Below are 18,171 nucleotides of genomic sequence, written 5' to 3'. Positions count from 1 at the left end.
TAAATTATTAAAAAACATTTCACAAAACTCTATCTATCAGAACGATTAGTCATTTCATTCATTAGAATAAATGTCAATTTCACGTTTATTTTATTTTTCTATATTTAGTTAAATCAATTTTCGAGCTTATGAAACAGTACCTTATCTTATTTAGTGTTGTAATTTCTTCCGTTAGTTTTTCTCAGCAAGTGAAATTCAAAGAGGCTTATTCCAAAGCTTTCAAAATCGGAACGGCTGTCAACAATGACATTGTGACGGGGAAAGATAAAAAACAACAGGATATTGTACTGCAGCATTTCAACACCATTACGCCGGAAAACTGTATGAAAGCCGAAGTCGTAAATCCGCTTCCCGGGAAATTCGATTTCGCGCAGGCAGATGCTTTTGTGGAATTTGGGAGGAAAAATAATATGTTCATCGTTGGACATACCCTGGTTTGGAAAAATCAAACCCCTGACTGGTTCTTCAAAAATGAAGACGGCACTCCAAAAACCAAAGAACAAACTAAAGAGCGTCTGCACGACCACATCAAACTGGTTGCAGGAAGATATGCAGGAAAAATACAAGCTTGGGATGTTGTGAATGAGGTGATTGATGATGATGGGAGCTACCGTAACGAAGGATGGGTAAAAGGTATTGGCGATGGCGACGAGCTGATGCGATTGTCTTTCCAATACGCTGCGAAATATTCCCCGAACACCGAATTGTATTACAACGATTTCAACGCCTGGAGACCGGAAAAAGTAAAAGGCATCGTACAAATGGTAAAAATGCTACAAGCGGCCGGAATCCGGATTGACGGCATCGGAATCCAAGGCCATTGGGGATTGGATTATCCTAAAAATCAATATATTGAAGACGCAATTGATGCGTACGCTGCATGCGGAATAAAAGTGATGATTACGGAAATCGATGTGGATGTTTTGCCCGTGACGAAGGAAGGCCAGATCATTGGACAGGTTTTTACGCACAAGCAGTTTCAAAATGAGGAATTCAAAACATTTCTCGACCCTTACCAAAACGGACTTCCAAAAGAAATCGATGATAAACTGGCTGACAGATATGCGGAACTGTACCAAATCTTCTACAACAAAAGAGATAAGCTGGACCGTGTGACAACCTGGGGAATGAAAGACGAAATGTCCTGGAAAAACGATTATCCAATTCCCGGAAGAACCAATTACCCCTTGCTTTGGGACAGAAATGGGAACCCGAAAAAAGCCTTGCAAAAAGTGATTGACGTTCCGAAAAATTAGATATTGTTAATGAATTTAACTCTTTCTGATTTGGCAGATTTTGAACAATTTCAATCTGCCAAATCAGTTTAATCTGTGAGAGAATTATCCTATTTTTCAAATTTAATTAATTCTAAAAACCGGATAAAGACGATGTGTTTTTTCGTAATAGTCAGAATGTTTGTAAACCCAATCCAACTGCGCTTGTCCATCATCGGCAAACTTAGGATTATTCGCTTTTTCCATTTGGAAAGCGGTTTTCAAAGCTTTATTGTCTTTCAGAAGTTTGCTCGCTGTATCTTCGAAAACATAAGCCGAGTAATATTCTTTCTGACCCAGAATCGCATCAAAGAAATTCCAGTTGAAGTAAGAATCCACCGCTTCCGGCTCCAAAGTTTCTAACAGAAATTTCACGCCATCCTGATTGAGTGGAACGAGGAGATCTCCGGCTCGGAATTTGGTTTTTCCGGATTCTTTGGTTACAAATGTGTCGTAATGCAGATAATGACCTTCGTAAGGATTCGGAACAGTTTTGAAATCTTTGATTCGGTATTGTTCCACTGTAATCACAGAATCCTGTTTTATCGGCGTCATTTTGATTTGGTTGAGTTTCAGCAAATCAATGATTTTCCATTCGGATTGAGGAATGACATAATATTTCGGAATCGTGATTTCTTTTGCCGGAACGTAAGTGTTATAAAACTTGACAGGCTTTGAAAATTTGGAGTTTCTATCATACCAAAGTCTGGTTTTTCCGGAAACGTCGCTTGGTTTATATTTAGCTTCGAAACCTTTGAAATCAATATTTTCATATTTTGTAGAATCGAGTTTCCAGGCCAAAGCGTATCGGCTTCCGACTTTGTATTGGTTCAGATTTTCGGCTCTTTTCTGTTGAATGGTTTTATAATTTTGATCGATATAATTCAGATTATCAACCATATAATCGTAAGTCACTTTCACACGGTCTTTGTAAGGCTTCAGCATATGTGTTTCCACAACCGTCCCGATGGCATTGAACAAAGTCGTGTAACCCGTCGCATATCTCGGCGAATCCACAAAAGCCGGAAAACCTCCGTCCGGAACATCGCCATGGATGTTGACATAAGGAACAGAAATCACACCTTCTTTCTCCATATTTTTCAGAAGCGTTCTCTGCATTTCGTCATTGAAATAATTTCCCAAAACATTTCCTAATCTTTCTTTGTTGGTCGAAATATAAGTGAAAGTATATTGATAATCTGCGCCGTTGCTGACGTGATTATCAATAAAAACATCCGGTTTCAGCCATTGAAAAATCTGCTGAAAACTTCTGGAATTTTTTGAATCTGTTTTGATGAAATCTCTGTTCAAATCGTAATTTCGAGCATCGCCTCGGAAACCATATTCTTCCGGACCATTTTGATTGGCTCTGGAAAAACTGCTTCGGTTCATCATTCCGCTGACATTATAGCTGGCGATTGCGGCAATGATTACATTTTTAGGAACTTTGATTTTTCCGGTTGCCAAGTCTCTCATCAGCATCATTGTTGCATCGATTCCGTCTGGTTCGCCTGGATGAATACCGTTATTCACAAACAAAACCGATTTTCCCTTTCTCGCTTTTTCGAAACTTTGTTTTGTTGGATTAAACATCACAACATCGATTGGCGCACCATTGTCATCTTCGCCTTTAGTCTCATAACTGATCGATGGATAATGTTTTGATAATTCCTGATAGAATTTTCGCATCTCGTCAAACGTTGTGGTTTGATTGCCGTTGCCTTTTTCGTAAGGTGTGAGGATTTGAGAATAACCAAAAACAGAAATTAGGATGAATAGGATGGAGAGATTTTTCATAGTACAAATCTAGGAAATTGAATGATTAATTTTTATTAAATTAGGATCTTAAATGGGTAATAAAAAATTTTCTGCAAAGCTCGATATTATTGGAATTAATCCATTCGTGTTTATTCCGGAGGATATTTTGAATACAATCTTCGAAATCTCTGGAAAAAACAAGAGTCCAATTTCTGTTAAAGGGAAAGTAAATGGTGTGGCGTTTACTCAAACACTTGTGAAATATTCCGGGGAATGGAGATTGTATATCAATTTGAAAATGCTTGAAAATGCACCCAAAAGAATTGGAGAAACTATTGAGGTGGAATTAGAATTTGATAAATCTGAAAGACAGGAACTTATTCATCCGAAATTGGAGAAAGCTATTTATGGCAATCCTATAACTTTGAAAATCTTTGAAAATCTGAATCCTTCCCACAAAAAAGAATTGATTCGCTACATTAATAATTTAAAAACAGAAAAAAGCATTGACAATAATATTGCAAAAATCATCCGTCATCTGAATGGAGAGATTACTTTTTTCGGAAGAAAGATTAAATAAAAAAATCCACAGAAAATTCTGTGGATTATATTTTTAAATTACTGATAATTAATCATTCAACTTCAAAACTGCCATAAACGCTGATTGCGGAACTTCTACTCTACCAATCTGCTTCATCTTTTTCTTACCTTCTTTTTGCTTTTCAAGAAGTTTACGTTTTCTGGAAATATCACCTCCGTAACATTTTGCGGTAACGTCTTTTCTCAAAGCTTTGATGGTTTCTCTCGCAATAACTTTCGTTCCAAGAGCCGCTTGAACGGCAATATCGAACTGTTGTCTCGGAATCAGTTCACGAAGTTTTTCACACATTTTTTTACCAATATGATAAGCGTTGGAATCGTGTATCAATGAAGAAAGTGCATCTACCATATCCCCGTTGATGAGTATATCCATTTTCACCAACTTAGAAGCTCTGAAACCAATTGGGTGATAATCGAATGAAGCATAACCTTTGGAGATAGACTTCAATCTGTCATAGAAATCGAACACTACTTCTGCCAAAGGCATATTGAAAATCAATTCTACTCTGTCGGAAGTCAGATAACTTTGGTTGACGATCTCGCCTCTTTTTTCGATACAAAGTGTCATTACAGAACCTACAAAGTCAGATTTTGTGATGATTGAAGCTTTGATGAAAGGTTCTTCAACACGGTCCATTGTCGTAGGATCCATCATCTCGGACGGATTATTAATAAGGATAACAGTTTCTGGGTCCTTTTTGGTAAATCCGTGATAAGACACGTTCGGAACTGTAGTGATCACGTTCATATTGAATTCTCTGTCCAAACGTTCCTGAACGATTTCCATATGAAGCATTCCCAGGAAACCGCATCGGAATCCAAAACCAAGTGCTGCCGAACTTTCCGGTTCGAAAACCAGAGAAGCATCATTTAATCTTAATTTTTCTAGAGAGAATCTTAATTCCTCAAAATCCTCAGAATCAATTGGATAAATACCTGCAAAAACCATTGGTTTTACTTCCTCAAAACCTTCAATCGGTCCTGCAGCAGGCTTATTAAAGGAAGTAATAGTATCTCCTACTTTTACTTCTCTCGCATCTTTGATCCCTGAAACCAAATATCCTACATCTCCACATTCAACAGTTTTCTTTGGAACTTGTTTCAGCTTCAGAGTTCCAACTTCATCTGCTCCGTATTCCTTACCCGTAGCAAAGAATTTGATTTTTTCGTTTTTAGAAATACTTCCGTTCACGACTTTGAAATATGCTTCTATTCCTCTGAAGGGATTGTAAACCGAATCAAATATCAAAGCCTGGAGTGGAGCATCAGGATCTCCAACCGGAGCCGGAATTCTTTCCACGATCTGCTCCAGCAAATGATGAACACCTTCGCCCGTTTTTCCAGAAACACGAAGGACGTCTTCGTAGTCGCAACCTATGAGATTCATAATTTCATCGGTTACTTCTTCAGGGTTTGCAGAAGGCAGGTCGATTTTATTCAGGATCGGAATGATCGTCAAATCATTTTCCAATGCCAGGTATAAATTACTAATTGTTTGTGCCTGGATGCTTTGTGCGGCATCCACAATCAGAAGTGCACCTTCACAAGCAGCGATAGAACGGGAAACTTCGTAGGAAAAATCTACGTGTCCCGGCGTATCGATAAGATTAAGAACATATTTTTCTCCCTTATATTCATAATCCATCTGGATTGCGTGAGACTTGATCGTGATTCCTCTTTCCTTCTCAAGATCCATATCGTCCAGCGTCTGAGATTGCAGTTCTCTTTGCGTAACCGTGTTCGTATATTCTAAAAGACGATCTGCCAATGTACTCTTACCGTGGTCGATATGTGCAATGATGCAGAAATTCCTGATGTTTTTCATTTAAAATCTTTGTAATTTGCAAAAATACATTATTTATCAATAGTCCGAAAATTAGAATCGCAATTGACCCTAAAGTTTTCAAATATGAAAGGTCTTTAAATAAATCTCAGCGAAAAACGTTAATCTTTCATAAAAAAAATAGATTGGAGAAAAAAGTTTTATTTTTGCAAATTAATTAGAATCAAGCAAGCAGAATTATTCTGTTCGGAATTATGAAGAAATATATCAGTTTAGTAGTATTATCTATGTTTTTGCTGTCTTGCAAAACTGAAATGGATCAGGCGATGAAGAGTGCCGACAAGGATTTTATCTTAAAAGTGGCCAATGAAAAGTTTGCAAAAAAGAAATGGGCAGACGCTCTGGCCTTATATGACAGACTACCCAATCTTGTAGCTGGTACAGATGATGCCCCTAATGTGGTTTTCAATTCTGCGTATGCCAATTATTATGACAAAAACTACAGATTGGCTGCCAATCAATTCAAGAACTTTGCGATAAGTTTTCCTCAGGACCCAAGAAAAGAGGAGGCAGCTTACTTATCTGCGCTTTGTTATTATGAAGGATCCCTACAGTACAATTTGGATCAAAGCAATACGGAATCTGCGATCACCGAACTACAAAGTTTCATCAATGATTATCCTGATTCTGAGCGTTCTAAGAATATCAACCAGCTAATTGACGAGTTAACTTACAAATTAGAGTTCAAAGCATTTGAAAATGCTAAACAATATTTCAAAATGGGAGAGTACAAAGCGGCTTCTGTTGCTTTTGAAAATGTCTTGGAAGATTTTCCGGCGACCAAGCTTAGACCAAAGATCTATGACATCTCTTTAAAATCCAAATATGAACTGGCCGTCAATTCTGTTTATGAACTGAAAAAAGAAAGATTAGACGCTGCGGCAGCCTATGCAAAAAGAGTAAGTGCGGAGCTTCCAAATTCCGAATATTCTAAAACAGCTGATGACCTTTACATAAAGCTAGAAGCAGAGAAAGTAAAATTCGCCAAATTACAGGAAGAGGTAGAAAAAAGAAAAGCGGAGTACGAAGCTAAGGTTAAGAATGCTGAGGCTAAAGAAAATGAGAAAAAAGATCTAGCCCAGGAAAAAAATCAACTGGAGCTACAAAAGGCTGCAGAGCAAACAAGAAGGGACAGTGCAAAGATCAATTCACCTGAACCTCAAGCTACTTTCAAATTTAAAAGATAATTAGTATATTTGCAATCCCAAAATAATTTCGCCATATGAGTGTTAAAGATACAAAAGCAGAAATAAGTACGATCACTTACGACAAAGACAAGATCGAAGAAAAAGTAGGTAGCATCTATGAGGCTATCGTGATCATGGGCAAAAGAGCAGAGCAGATCAATGCTGAGATCCGTTCTGAACTGCATGGCAAATTAGACGAATTCGCTGTTCACAATTCAACTTTGGAAGAAGTTTTCGAAAACAGAGAACAAATAGAGATCTCTAAACATTACGAAAAAATGCCAAAGCCAACTTCTATCGCCATCAAAGAATGGTTGGACGATGAAATATATTTTAGAAAAACAGAAGAAAGAAACTAATTCTGCTTATCGATAAAAGACAAAGACCATCTCATTCTATAATGAGATGGTTTTTTTGTTAATAAAATTATTAATACTTTCGTTAATAAAAATCAAAGGCAAAAATGAGCTTGCAAGGCAAAAAAATCATCTTGGGAATCACCGGAGGAATCGCTGCATACAAAATGAACTATCTTGTTCGGGACCTTATCAAAAATGGTGCGGAAGTAAAAGTTATCCTGACAAGATCGGCAGAAGATTTCGTATCGCCGCTTACACTCTCTACACTTTCTAAAAACGACGTCTTCACTGATTTTTATGACGAGCATAAAAGCTGGAACAATCATGTAGAGTTGGCACTTTGGGCAGATATTATACTGATCGCACCTTGCACAGCAAACACATTGGCCAAGATAACCGGCGGAATCTGTGACAATTTTCTTATGGCAGTTTATATGTCGGCAAAATGTCCCGTTATTGTTGCTCCAGCTATGGATCTCGATATGTACGTACATCCGACTGTAAAAAGGAATCTTCAAATTGCAGAAAGTTTTGGACATAGAATCATCCCGGCAGAATTTGGTGAGTTAGCAAGCGGATTGATCGGACAAGGCAGATTGGCCGAGACCGAAACAATTTTAAAATTCTTACAAGATCAATTTTCTGATGATGGTTTAAGTTTCGCAGGGAAAAAATTCCTCATCACCGCTGGCCCTACTTATGAGAACATTGATCCGGTAAGGTTCATTGGGAATCATTCTTCTGGGAAAATGGGGTTTGAAATTGCAAAAAAAGCAGCCAAAAAAGGAGCAGAGGTCATATTGATCTCCGGTCCGTCTTCTGAAAAAGTAGATGATAAAAATATCACACTTCATAAAGTGACCTCGGCTCAGGAAATGTTTGACGAAGTCTTCAAATATTATGAAAACGTAGATATTGCAATAATGAGTGCTGCCGTTGCCGATTACACCCCAAAAGTAAAAGCAACTGAAAAAATAAAGAAAAGTGAAAATGAACTGACAATAGAATTGGTCAAGAACAAGGACATTCTTAAAACAATGGGAGAGCAGAAATCTCATCAATTTTTGGTTGGATTTGCTTTAGAAACCCAGAATGAGGAAGAGAATGCAAAAGGGAAATTGATCAAGAAAAATCTGGACATGATCATCCTCAATTCGCTTCGTGATGAAGGCGCCGGTTTTGCGAATCCGACAAATAAGATCAAAATATTCACGCCAACCGAGGAACATTCTTTCGATTTGAAATCAAAAGAAGAAGTTGCTAATGACATATTAAATTTTATTGAGCAAAAATTGTAACAAAATAACCGAAAACCCGTTATGTTCTTATCGGAATTTAGATTCTGAACTTTAACAAAGATTCCTTATTTTTACAGACACTTTTATAAGAATGAAAAAACTACTTTATATAATCTGTGCTTTATTTTTCGCTCAAAATACCTTCTCACAAGAGCTTTTAGCAACGGTACAGATCAACAATCAACAAATCCAAGGAAGTAACACACAGGTTTTCAGAACACTCGAAAAATCCTTACGCGACTTCATCAACAATACGAGCTGGACGGGAAAAAAGCTTCAGAACTTCGAAAAGATCAAATGTAATTTTGCCATAGTACTTTCTGAACGGACCGCAAACAATGCTTTCAAAGGGTCAATTGTCGTACAAGCAACCAGACCTGTTTTCAACTCCCAGTACGAATCGCCTCTGATCAATGTGAATGACACTAATTTTGCTTTCGAATACAATGAGAACGAGAACCTTATCTTCAACGAAAGACAATTTTCCGGTAAAAATCTTATTGATGTGATCAGCTTCTATGTTTATGTGATCTTGGGCTATGATGGAGACAGTTTCCAGCTGAAAGGCGGACAGCCATGGTTCGATAAAGCTTTCAAGATCTCGCAAAACGCACAAAACCAAAATTATGGTGGCTGGAATGCCGTGGAAAGTCAACGAAACAGAGGTGCGCTGATAAGTGGTCTGCAGAATGAAAATACATCTACACTTAGGACGGTTTACTATAGTTATCATAGATCAGGTCTGGACAATCTGGCCAAACAAGACCAAAACCCCGCGAAAAAAATTATCGCAGAATCTCTTATGCAGTTGAAGTTCTATGATAATAATTTCCAGATGAATTACCCATTCGGCGTTTTCATGGAAACAAAAAGCACCGAGATTTTCAACATTTTCAACAGCGGACCTAATACATCTGTGAACATCAGTGAGCTTAAAACTTTGATGAGTACCTTCTCTCCAAAAGACATCGACACCAAGTGGGACAAATGGAAATAATTTTTAATTAATAATTGACGATTAATAATTAAAAATCATGCTTTCAAGAATTTTCATACAAAATTTTGCGTTGATCGACCGGTTGGAAATCGACCTGAAAACCGGATTACAAGTCATTACCGGAGAAACCGGTGCCGGGAAATCAATTATTCTTGGAGCACTTCGCCTGATCATGGGCGAAAGGGCGGATGTTAAATCCTTTGCAAAATCTGATGCTAAAAGTATTGTAGAAACCGAGTTCAAAATCACTGAAAACTTCAGAGATTTCTTCGAAGAGAATGACCTGGATTTTGACGGACAAACCATCATCAGAAGAGAGATTTTACCAAACGGAAAGTCCCGAGCCTTCATCAATGATGTACCTGTAACGCTGGACATTCTGAAGGAGCTGTCATCGAAACTGATCGATATCCATTCACAATTCGAAACGTCCGATCTTTTCTCGGAGCAATTCCAATTCGGCATTCTCGATGGATTGGCAAAAAATAAAACGTTGCTATCAGATTATCAAAAATATTTCGGCAATCATCAGACCATAAAACGAGAAATCGAGCAACTGAGATCTGCTTTGGCAGAAAATAACAAAGAATCCGATTATAAAAACTTTCTACTTGCCGAGCTAGAAGAATTACAGCTGGATGATCTGGATTATGGGGAAATCCAAAATCAACTCGGCACACAAGAAAATGCAGAACAGATCAGTGAATATCTTTCGGAAACTATTTCCAAATTAAATCAAGACGATTTCGGGATCTTATCAAGTCTCTTCGATGTTAAAAACAAGATCTCCAAACTCTCTGAACTCTCTTCAGAATATCAAGACCTCAGCGAAAGACTGGAAACCTGTTATCTGGAGCTGAAAGACATCAATACGGAAATTGAAAATAAAGCAGAAGGTCTAGAAATCGACCCCAACCTTTTGCAAGCTTTACTGACAACAGTCAACCGATTGAACGCTTTATTTCTAAAACATCAGGTGAATGACATCAATGGACTTTTGGCAATAAGAGACGAATTATCTGCAACACAAAACTCTCTTGAATCAATTGAAGGTCAAATCGAAGAAAAAGAGAAAAGCCTTAAAACCATTGAAAAAGAACTTGACTCTCTGAGCAAAAAATTATCAGAGAACCGGTTGAAATTCTCTGGAAACCTGGAAAATCAAGCTAAAGAGATATTTGCTCAATTAGGTCTGGAAAAAGCTGTTCTGAAAATTGATTTAACAGACTCCTCATCATTCAATTTATTTGGGAAAAATAATATTCAGATCTTGTTTCAGGCCAATTCCGGCTTTCCATTAAAGCCAATCCAAAGTGCGGTTTCCGGCGGAGAACGTTCCAGAGTAATGCTCGCCATCAAAAAGATAATGGCCGAGAACAATGCACTTCCAACTTTGATTCTTGACGAAATTGACACCGGTGTTTCCGGAAGAATTGCCGAAGAAATGGGAAAACTGATGAAGGAAATGTCACAAGACCTTCAGCTTATCGTGATCACCCATCTTGCACAAGTTGCAGCAAAAGGAAACGAGAATTACAAAGTGGTGAAATTCGATGAAAACGGAATTACCAAGACAACCATTGTTAAACTCTCCGAGGATGAAAAACTGAACGAGATCGCACAATTGATATCAGGCTCAAAGATTACAGATGCGGCTATTTCTCAGGCGAAGGAATTGATTGGTTAAGTTCCAGCAATGGTTCGATGTACTGTCGGTCGTTGCTCAATCTCGGAACTTTGTTCTGTCCTCCTAACTTTCCGCGGCTTGCCATCCATTCGTAAAATAGATTTGGCTTCGCAAAATGCACGATCGGACATCTTAATGTAATATTATTGTAGCGTTTTGCTTCGTAATCAGAATTTAAAGTTTTAAGTGTTCTGTCAAATACTTCTGTAAATTCTTTGATATCATTCGGTTTTTTTGTGAATTCGAAGATCCATTCATGGCAACCTTTGCTTTCATTTGTCATAAAAACCGGAGCTCCTGTGTAATCGGAGATACTTGCATCCAAATGTTCACAAGTAATTTTAAGAGCCGTTTCCACATTATCTATCATCAGCTCCTCCCCAAAAGCATTGATGTAATGTTTTGTCCGTCCTGAAATCTTAATTCTGAAGGGATGGATCGATGTAAACTTCACGGTATCACCAATCAGATAACGCCAAAGTCCACCATTGGTAGTGATAACAACTGCGTAATTTTTATCCAGCTCAACCTCCGAAATTGGGATTGCCTCACGAACTCCTTCATAATACTTGTCCATTGGAATGAACTCGTAAAAAATCCCGTAATCGAGCATCAATAACATCTCATCACTACCAGCCTGGTCCTGGATTGCAAAAAAGCCTTCGGAAGCATTGTATATCTCATAATATCGGATATCCTTCCCTATGATCTCTTTATACTGATTTTTATAAGGTTTGAAACTGATCCCACCATGGAAGAAAACCTCCAGATTTGGCCAAAGTTCTCCGATGCTATTTTTCCCTGTCTCTTGCAACGTCCTTTGCAACAGGACCATCATCCAGCTTGGAACACCGGTAAGACTTCCCACATCCTCATTTTTCACTTCCCCGATAATCGCTCTCATCTTGGTTTCCCACTCGGACATCAGTGAGATCTTTTTACTTGGTGTATTGATGATCTCTACCCAGAACGGAAGATTCTCGATCAGAATAGCAGACAGGTCGCCGAACTTAGTGTTGAAGTCCTGATACATCTCTGCACTACCTCCCAATCTGAGATTCTTGTGCTGGAACAGCTCGCTTTCCGGGTGATTGTTGACATACAGGGCAACCATGTCTTTGCCCGCCTTGTAATGGCAATCTTCCAGGCTTTCATCTGTAATAGGGATATACTTACTTTTGGCATTTGTCGTTCCGGAGGATTTAGCAAATTGCCTGATCACTCCCGGCCAAAAAACATCTTTCTGGCCTTGCCTAGCTTTTTCTATATAAGGTTCGAAATCCTCATAGCATACAATAGGGACTTTTTTCTGAAAATCGCGGTAATTGGAAATGGAACTGAAGCCATACTTCTGTCCATACTCTGTTTCTTCTGCATGAAAGAGCTGCGAGAACAAGAGACCCTCCTGGGTTTCTTTGGGATACTTTATAAAATGTTCTATCTGATCTATCCTCTGGAGGATAAACCAATTGACGACAGAGTTAAAAAGTGCTTTAGTTGCCATTCTTCACAAATATAATAAATTTTGAGAATGGAAAACATGTTGATCGTCTTAATAGAAAAATATCAGCTTTTTTCCTCTTCTACAGAGGTGTCATCGTATTGCCGGATAGATTTTTCCAATGTTTCCTTCACTTTGCTGATGAGACTCTTGGGCTCCATTACCTTGACCTGATTCCCAAATGACAGGATTTCCTGAATGAAATCATAGGTGGGATAAAGGTCGTATATGAAATACACCGATTTTTCTGTCTCTCTCTGGATCTTTTGCGAATGATGGAGGGGAGAACTTTTGAGATATTCTGCCTGTTCTTTTGTAGAGCGGATGACGATTTTTTCGGGTTGCTCTTCCAGATTCATGATTCCGAAGGCGTTCTTGAAATGTTCTTTCAGATCAAATCGTTGCTGAAGCTTAAATCCAGCTTTGCTTACAGAAAGCTCGCTAATACGATCTAATCCGAAAGCCTTAAGTTTCTCATCTTTGGTATCAAGGGCGATGAGATACCAGCGGTCCTTGGACTCTTTGAGTGCCATGGGATGCACTTTTCTGGAAGTGATGCTTTGGTCCTTGTATTTGAAATGTTGAAACTCTATGATCCTCTTGTTCCTGATGGCGAAAAGGAGGTCATAGAAGTTCTGTATCCCTCGCGGGGTACGGTTTTCAAGATAGACGAATTCTGCAAAGTCGGGTTGGGAGTTCACCGCGTTCATGATCTGGAAAGATTCTATGAGACGCTGGTTGTACTCGTCCACCTCCATCACGGGGCGGCTTTCTATATAGTAGCGGTTATCGCCCTTTTTCTTGTTATGAATATCAAAATTGAAAAGATTCGCTATGTCCTTGATATCCCTTTGTAACGTACGAATGGAGTAGCTCACGATCTTGGCATCCTGAAACTCGAAGGAGTTGAGAAGGTAGCTCTCCAGCTCGGGATATGTGGCTGGCGAACGCTCCAGTCTTTTGATGATCAGAGAGTATCTGGTAAGGTAAAAATCTTTTTTCATTGATGGTTGTAGGAATATTTAGTTTTTAAATTCTGTTACACAAATATAAATTCTTAATGCGACAAAACTTGTCGTGTTTTCTTTTTGTGGATAAGTTTCTTCTCCCGAATATTGAATGAACTTAATACTAGGTCTATAACCACACTCCTCTAAAGTAGAATAAGACGACACACATGGACGAGTGTGTATAACGCACCCGGCCGTGTGTGGATGACACACTCGAGCGTATGTGCTTATGCCACTCGATAATGTGTGTCTAGATGATAGGTAATTGTTAAGACTTCGATGTGTGTTAAATGACAAAGCAGTGATTGGTTATCACTGCTTTTTTTATGGTGGGCACGAGCGAGACGCGATAAGTGTTCGAAACCTTATGATTGCAATCCGCGCTATCGGGATTTAATATTACAATTCTACTCTGTTTTCTGTATAACTATGTGGATTTGGAATTCTTTGAATTATTTTTTTTGTAAAAGGCAAAAACTCTCCTGTATCACAATCTAAATAACGCATCTGGAGATAGGCATCAAAATTTTCATTCTCATTATACTTACCTAATAAAACACTTAAATAATGTTTTCCATTATATTCAAAGTAATCATCAAATCCTTCATATTTCATCACATAATAATCTTTGTCTATCTCTTTTGATTTCCACTCAGAAAGTTTAAAGTGATTGTCATACTCTCCTCTTTGAATTAATTTATCCGGTACAGGAACTTCAAAACGAACAGAACCATCAGGATTACAAACAACCAATGTTTTACTATCTTTTTCAAATATTATGCAATCCCAATTATAAGATGGAGTGCCTCCTTTAAAATTTGGAATTATTTTTTTGCCATCTAATATCCAAGTTTGAGCTCGATGAATTCCAACATATTCTTTTCTTTTCCAAATACAATAGATATTCTTCTCTATTATACAGATTGTATTTTTTTTGTCCTTCTACTGAGAATTCGATTTTTTCTATCATTACAGCTATTTATTTTAAAGTTTTAATAAAATCTTCTATTCTTTCTATTTTTTTTCCTTTATCCGATGCGTCTAAACTTGGAATAAAAACATCATCTCTGACAAACCTCTGCAAACTTTCATATTGATGACCGCCTCCTTTATAGACTTTGCCAAAATCCCTACTGCCTTTGGAAGTTTCTAACATTGGACCGATATAACCGTCGCGAACTTGAATTTCTTGTAATGCTTTATATTTTCGGATTACCAATTCATCAATGTTTGGGTTTTTCCAATCTTCAATAACTGAAAGCTTGTTTCTCAAATCCTTAATTGTAAAAATAGGTTCTCTCGACCAAAATAAACCAGGTGCATTTTGTCCCTTATACTCAACTACATAAAACACATTGCCTTTTTTCAAAAACCTATCTATTACCCTCGATTTACTTTTAGGATTGGTAGCGAATGGAGGATTACTATTAGACTTTTCATAGGTATAATTAATATGCTCTCCATCCCGAAGTTTGCCAAGTTCTTTGCGTGGTCTGTTTCTGAGGTAGAAGACATAATGTTTATGTTTTTAATTTTTTATTATGGAAATAGAAAAGCAGCGATGGTTATATCACTGCTTTGTGTTTTTACTTGTCTGTTTATTTTGCCCTAGAAAGCACGGTTTGCAAATCTGCGCTATAAGTCTATCTTCCAAAGTATTCCCACCTAGTTGGAGTTTTACTATATTGTCCAAAAAGTTCTTGAATTTCATAATATGTGGGATGGTACTCAAAAGTTTCTAAATTCAAATATCTAAATTCTGAAAAACCCATATCATAGTCACCAGTACTAATAACCACCGATAAGTGCTCCACATTGTCTATAATTTTCACTTTACCTATGGATGAAATAAGTAGTAGATTATTTCCTTTATACTGCAAAGGTTTTGGAGTTTGAATAATTCCTATAACTTCTTTTTTTAAATTGTATCTAACTAAATTATTAGGATAAGGACAAGTATTTGAATCCTTATAAAATAAAACTAAAATAAATTTATCTGATAAAAATATTTTTGATGGTCTTTCTTGCTCTGACCATTCTAAACAATATTTTTGGAAATCATCAAACCAAGATAATTCTATCGGGTCTTCAATTATTCCATTTTCTCTTTCTAATCTATTCTTTTTTTCGTCTTCCGGATATAAAGACTTAATATAAAATTTCATAATTATTTTAAAATTTTTGAATCTATCTCTTCTATAAATGATTTAAATGTTTTTTCTTCCCAAGCTTCAATAAACTCCCACTGTTTAGGACCTGTACTTACCCCAGATTCCAAATGTCCAACATACCCTTCTCTACTGGATAGTTCTTTCCCAATTTTTACTTTATACTTTCTTACAACCAATTCTCCCCTTGCTTCATCTTTAAATTCCTTAATAACTTGAAGTTTTTCCCGTAGTTCTTTTATATTCTTCACCTTATAGTCAGAAGCCCAACTGCCAGGAACTGCTCTTTGTAATGTCCTATCCTTAAATTCCACAATATAAAACTCATCTCCTTCTTTTAGAACTTTATCTATTACTTTTGATTTACTTGTAGGTTTAATGGAAAAGGGATTATAATTCCCTGATTTTTCAAAGGTATAATTAATATATTCTCCATCACGTACTTTTCCTTCTTCAAATTTTGCCCTAAATGCAATATCATCTCCTTTCTTCATTACTTCTACTGTATCTTCATACTTTTTAACAGTAGTTTTTCCCAAATCATCTACCACTTCCAATTCTATTTTTACGTTTTTCAATTCTGTAAAATAGACGTAATCTTTTAGTTCTCTAAAGTACTTTATTTCAACAATGATTCCTTTTGCATTAATTCTGGCTAAAATATTACCTTTAAATTCAATCACTAAAAGACCATTTACAATTCTTCTCTGAACCTGTGGAAAATTCTTGGTTAGTAAATCTACAAATTTCCCAAAATTAGAAGGAAGCTTTTTAATGAAAACATTGGCTTGCTCATCTAATATTTTCGCAACGTCTTTAAAGGTATCGTCAATAATTTGCTTAATATCACTCCAACCTTTTTTTAAGAAATTAAGAAGTTCCTGAAAACCTTTGATTAAATCTTCAATAGATTTCACTACAAACCTAGAAAAAGACCTTATAGTTTTTGCAACTCCTTTTGCCGCGCTAAAACCTAATCTAAAAATTCCAAATAAAGCTTCTGACAATTTTTCTACAATAACAGGAATTGTAAGTGTAGCTCCTGTTGCAACAACTGTAAGAATAATCTCAATAATCAAAGAAATAACAAATCCATAAGCATAGCCTATAAAATACGCACAAGCAATTGGGTTAAACGTAAGGTTTATATCTTTCAGTTTTTCATAGATGTATTTTGCAATTTCTGTGAAATTCAGTTTCTCTATCGCCTGTATTGCTTCATCAAACTGCTCCAGAAGTGTGGGAAGATATTTATCAATATTCTGTACAAAATCTTTTCCTAATGTAATGCCGTCGTAAATCATCTTTACCATTGCAAACAATCCAGAGACTGCATCCACCAATCCGTTCCACACACCACATAGCAGTGCATTATAGGCCTTGACTCCGTATTTCAAAATTTCGATATCTGATAATTCCTGAATCTGGCTGATTGTGGATTTTGCTACTTTATAAGCTTTGAAATAGTTATGGTATAAAAACTCAAGAAGATTATTTGGTTCGCCTTTTTCATCAAATTTTTGAGAAATCTTAAGCTTGGCTTTTACGAAAGCATCCTGCTCATCCAGCTTTTTTTGTAACAGACTGGAAAACTGGGCAATGTTTACGGTAGCATTATCTTTTTCGTCCACAGAAATCAATGGCTGATAATTGTAATTTTTATCTATTTCTCCATTTTCTGTTTTTGGAGCCTTTGGCTGCCATCGGTATTCTTCTAATCTTGCTTCTTCAATCTTTTCTATAACCTTGGCAAGGCTATCACTTGTTGCTTTTCTTACCATATTGTTTGTAAGAATTCCCAAACCAGGAAATATCGCATCAATCCCACTTGAAAAAAAAGAGGCGATTTTTAGCCAAGTCTTTATAGTATTAATGCGAGTGTCTTCTATATAACCATTATGAAGTAAACTTTTTATCTGGTCATTAGTAAGTTCCGGGACAATCTTTTTTAATTCATCATAGATATTTTTGTTGTCTTTTACGTCGTAAGCCAATCGATTTTGTGAACCTAAGGTTGCGATAATTTTTGGAGAAATTCTAATTGCTCCGTATGTCCCGCTTGCAGAATCATTTTTATTGTCTTCTACAAAAATCAATATTTCATTATCCGAAGGCTCAGAAACTTCAAAACATTCTTTAAGTTTCGTCGCCTCTGTTGAAGAAAACATTACAACTGTGAAAGCAAAATATTGTGGCTCTATTTTATTGTAATAATAAAAATCTTTTACTGTTTTTTTGATTTCATCTGATACATCAGAAGCAACATCGGAGATAATGTTGAAAGTTCCTTCCAAGGGTGGATTGGCATCTACAAAATATTTCTTATAAATCTGTTGAGAAGTCTGATTATAAAATTTATACTCCACAAGAGGACTTACGAAATTCATTCCTCTTATTGTTTCTCCTCTCCGCATAGATGATTTTTGTTTATATAAAATTTGTGTCATTTCATCAATTTTAATAGTTAATAAAAAGGGCGGCTTAGAAAA

At 36.8% G+C, this 18,171-nt stretch carries 15 protein-coding genes; 7 read left to right on the top strand and 8 right to left on the bottom strand.

What is annotated here, in order from left to right; translation table 11 throughout:
• The first annotated feature begins 128 nt into the window (after positions 1-128).
• Positions 129-1,256 carry an endo-1,4-beta-xylanase gene (locus tag K319_RS0107325; protein ID WP_027383067.1) on the top strand — a complete coding sequence of 376 codons (1,128 nt, stop codon included), beginning with the start codon at positions 129-131 and terminating at the stop codon, positions 1,254-1,256.
• Between the two features lie 102 nt (positions 1,257-1,358).
• On the opposite strand, the gene K319_RS0107320 is transcribed toward K319_RS0107325, so the two are convergent.
• Positions 1,359-3,071 (bottom strand): M14 family zinc carboxypeptidase, encoded by a 1,713-nt coding sequence (locus K319_RS0107320; RefSeq protein ID WP_027383066.1) that lies wholly within the window; start codon positions 3,069-3,071, stop codon positions 1,359-1,361.
• Between the two features lie 52 nt (positions 3,072-3,123).
• Here K319_RS0107320 and K319_RS0107315 point away from each other — a divergent pair, with 52 nt between their 5' ends.
• Positions 3,124-3,612 (top strand): YdeI/OmpD-associated family protein, encoded by a 489-nt coding sequence (locus K319_RS0107315; RefSeq protein WP_027383065.1) that lies wholly within the window; start codon positions 3,124-3,126, stop codon positions 3,610-3,612.
• Between the two features lie 48 nt (positions 3,613-3,660).
• Here K319_RS0107315 and lepA read toward each other — a convergent pair whose 3' ends face one another.
• The gene (lepA, locus tag K319_RS0107310) at positions 3,661-5,457 is read right to left on the bottom strand and encodes a translation elongation factor 4 (RefSeq protein WP_027383064.1); all 1,797 of its coding nucleotides are present in this window, start codon (positions 5,455-5,457) and stop codon (positions 3,661-3,663) included.
• 212 nt (positions 5,458-5,669) lie between these two features.
• Here lepA and bamD point away from each other — a divergent pair, with 212 nt between their 5' ends.
• From bamD to K319_RS0107285, 5 genes are all read left to right on the top strand, one after another.
• Positions 5,670-6,662 (top strand): outer membrane protein assembly factor BamD, encoded by a 993-nt coding sequence (gene bamD / locus K319_RS0107305; RefSeq protein ID WP_027383063.1) that lies wholly within the window; start codon positions 5,670-5,672, stop codon positions 6,660-6,662.
• A gap of 35 nt (positions 6,663-6,697) precedes the next feature.
• Positions 6,698-7,021 (top strand): DNA-directed RNA polymerase subunit omega, encoded by a 324-nt coding sequence (locus K319_RS0107300; protein ID WP_027383062.1) that lies wholly within the window; start codon positions 6,698-6,700, stop codon positions 7,019-7,021.
• A gap of 104 nt (positions 7,022-7,125) precedes the next feature.
• Positions 7,126-8,319: a bifunctional phosphopantothenoylcysteine decarboxylase/phosphopantothenate--cysteine ligase CoaBC gene (gene coaBC, locus K319_RS0107295; protein WP_027383061.1), complete on the top strand. Its 1,194-nt coding sequence runs from the start codon at positions 7,126-7,128 to the stop codon at positions 8,317-8,319.
• Between the two features lie 91 nt (positions 8,320-8,410).
• Entirely contained in the window at positions 8,411-9,316 is a 906-nt protein-coding gene (porD, locus tag K319_RS0107290; protein ID WP_027383060.1) for a type IX secretion system protein PorD, read from the top strand.
• Between the two features lie 37 nt (positions 9,317-9,353).
• A complete protein-coding gene (locus K319_RS0107285) occupies positions 9,354-11,003 on the top strand; it encodes a DNA repair protein RecN (protein ID WP_027383059.1) in 1,650 nt (549 codons plus the stop codon).
• Here the strand turns inward: K319_RS0107285 and K319_RS0107280 are convergent.
• The 6 genes from K319_RS0107280 to K319_RS0107250 all read right to left on the bottom strand — a co-directional run bounded on the left by K319_RS0107280 (position 10,972) and on the right by K319_RS0107250 (position 18,129).
• Positions 10,972-12,507, bottom strand: coding sequence for a GH3 auxin-responsive promoter family protein (locus K319_RS0107280; protein ID WP_027383058.1), 1,536 nt, complete (start codon positions 12,505-12,507; stop codon positions 10,972-10,974). The genes K319_RS0107285 and K319_RS0107280 overlap by 32 nt on opposite strands.
• A gap of 62 nt (positions 12,508-12,569) precedes the next feature.
• Positions 12,570-13,508: a helix-turn-helix transcriptional regulator gene (locus K319_RS0107275; RefSeq protein ID WP_027383057.1), complete on the bottom strand. Its 939-nt coding sequence runs from the start codon at positions 13,506-13,508 to the stop codon at positions 12,570-12,572.
• Positions 13,509-13,913: 405 nt separating this feature from the next.
• Positions 13,914-14,267 carry a hypothetical protein gene (locus tag K319_RS0107270; RefSeq protein ID WP_027383056.1) on the bottom strand — a complete coding sequence of 118 codons (354 nt, stop codon included), beginning with the start codon at positions 14,265-14,267 and terminating at the stop codon, positions 13,914-13,916.
• Between the two features lie 226 nt (positions 14,268-14,493).
• Positions 14,494-14,883: a hypothetical protein gene (locus K319_RS0107260; RefSeq protein WP_156907068.1), complete on the bottom strand. Its 390-nt coding sequence runs from the start codon at positions 14,881-14,883 to the stop codon at positions 14,494-14,496.
• Between the two features lie 274 nt (positions 14,884-15,157).
• On the bottom strand, positions 15,158-15,679 hold the full coding sequence (locus K319_RS0107255; protein ID WP_027383054.1) for a hypothetical protein: 522 nt from the start codon (positions 15,677-15,679) through the stop codon (positions 15,158-15,160).
• 2 nt (positions 15,680-15,681) lie between these two features.
• Positions 15,682-18,129, bottom strand: a complete 2,448-nt coding sequence (locus tag K319_RS0107250; protein ID WP_156907067.1) for a hypothetical protein — start codon at positions 18,127-18,129, stop codon at positions 15,682-15,684.
• Between the last annotated feature and the right edge of the window lie 42 nt (positions 18,130-18,171).

Source organism: Epilithonimonas caeni DSM 17710 (assembly GCF_000426465.1).
In the GTDB taxonomy this organism is placed as follows: domain Bacteria; phylum Bacteroidota; class Bacteroidia; order Flavobacteriales; family Weeksellaceae; genus Epilithonimonas; species Epilithonimonas caeni.
The sequence above is the reverse complement of the archived record's forward strand: the minus strand, read 5'-3'. Positions and strand labels throughout refer to the sequence as shown.

Coding starts and splice junctions, on each gene's coding strand:
- K319_RS0107320 (WP_027383066.1), bottom strand. CDS start 3,071: ATGAAAAATCTCTCCATCCTATTCATCCTAATTTCTGTTTTTGGTTAT.
- K319_RS0107300 (WP_027383062.1), top strand. CDS start 6,698: ATGAGTGTTAAAGATACAAAAGCAGAAATAAGTACGATCACTTACGAC.
- K319_RS0107275 (WP_027383057.1), bottom strand. CDS start 13,508: ATGAAAAAAGATTTTTACCTTACCAGATACTCTCTGATCATCAAAAGA.
- K319_RS0107250 (WP_156907067.1), bottom strand. CDS start 18,129: ATGACACAAATTTTATATAAACAAAAATCATCTATGCGGAGAGGAGAA.
- K319_RS0107255 (WP_027383054.1), bottom strand. CDS start 15,679: ATGAAATTTTATATTAAGTCTTTATATCCGGAAGACGAAAAAAAGAAT.
- K319_RS0107325 (WP_027383067.1), top strand. CDS start 129: ATGAAACAGTACCTTATCTTATTTAGTGTTGTAATTTCTTCCGTTAGT.
- bamD (WP_027383063.1), top strand. CDS start 5,670: ATGAAGAAATATATCAGTTTAGTAGTATTATCTATGTTTTTGCTGTCT.
- coaBC (WP_027383061.1), top strand. CDS start 7,126: ATGAGCTTGCAAGGCAAAAAAATCATCTTGGGAATCACCGGAGGAATC.
- lepA (WP_027383064.1), bottom strand. CDS start 5,457: ATGAAAAACATCAGGAATTTCTGCATCATTGCACATATCGACCACGGT.
- porD (WP_027383060.1), top strand. CDS start 8,411: ATGAAAAAACTACTTTATATAATCTGTGCTTTATTTTTCGCTCAAAAT.
- K319_RS0107285 (WP_027383059.1), top strand. CDS start 9,354: ATGCTTTCAAGAATTTTCATACAAAATTTTGCGTTGATCGACCGGTTG.
- K319_RS0107280 (WP_027383058.1), bottom strand. CDS start 12,507: ATGGCAACTAAAGCACTTTTTAACTCTGTCGTCAATTGGTTTATCCTC.
- K319_RS0107315 (WP_027383065.1), top strand. CDS start 3,124: ATGGGTAATAAAAAATTTTCTGCAAAGCTCGATATTATTGGAATTAAT.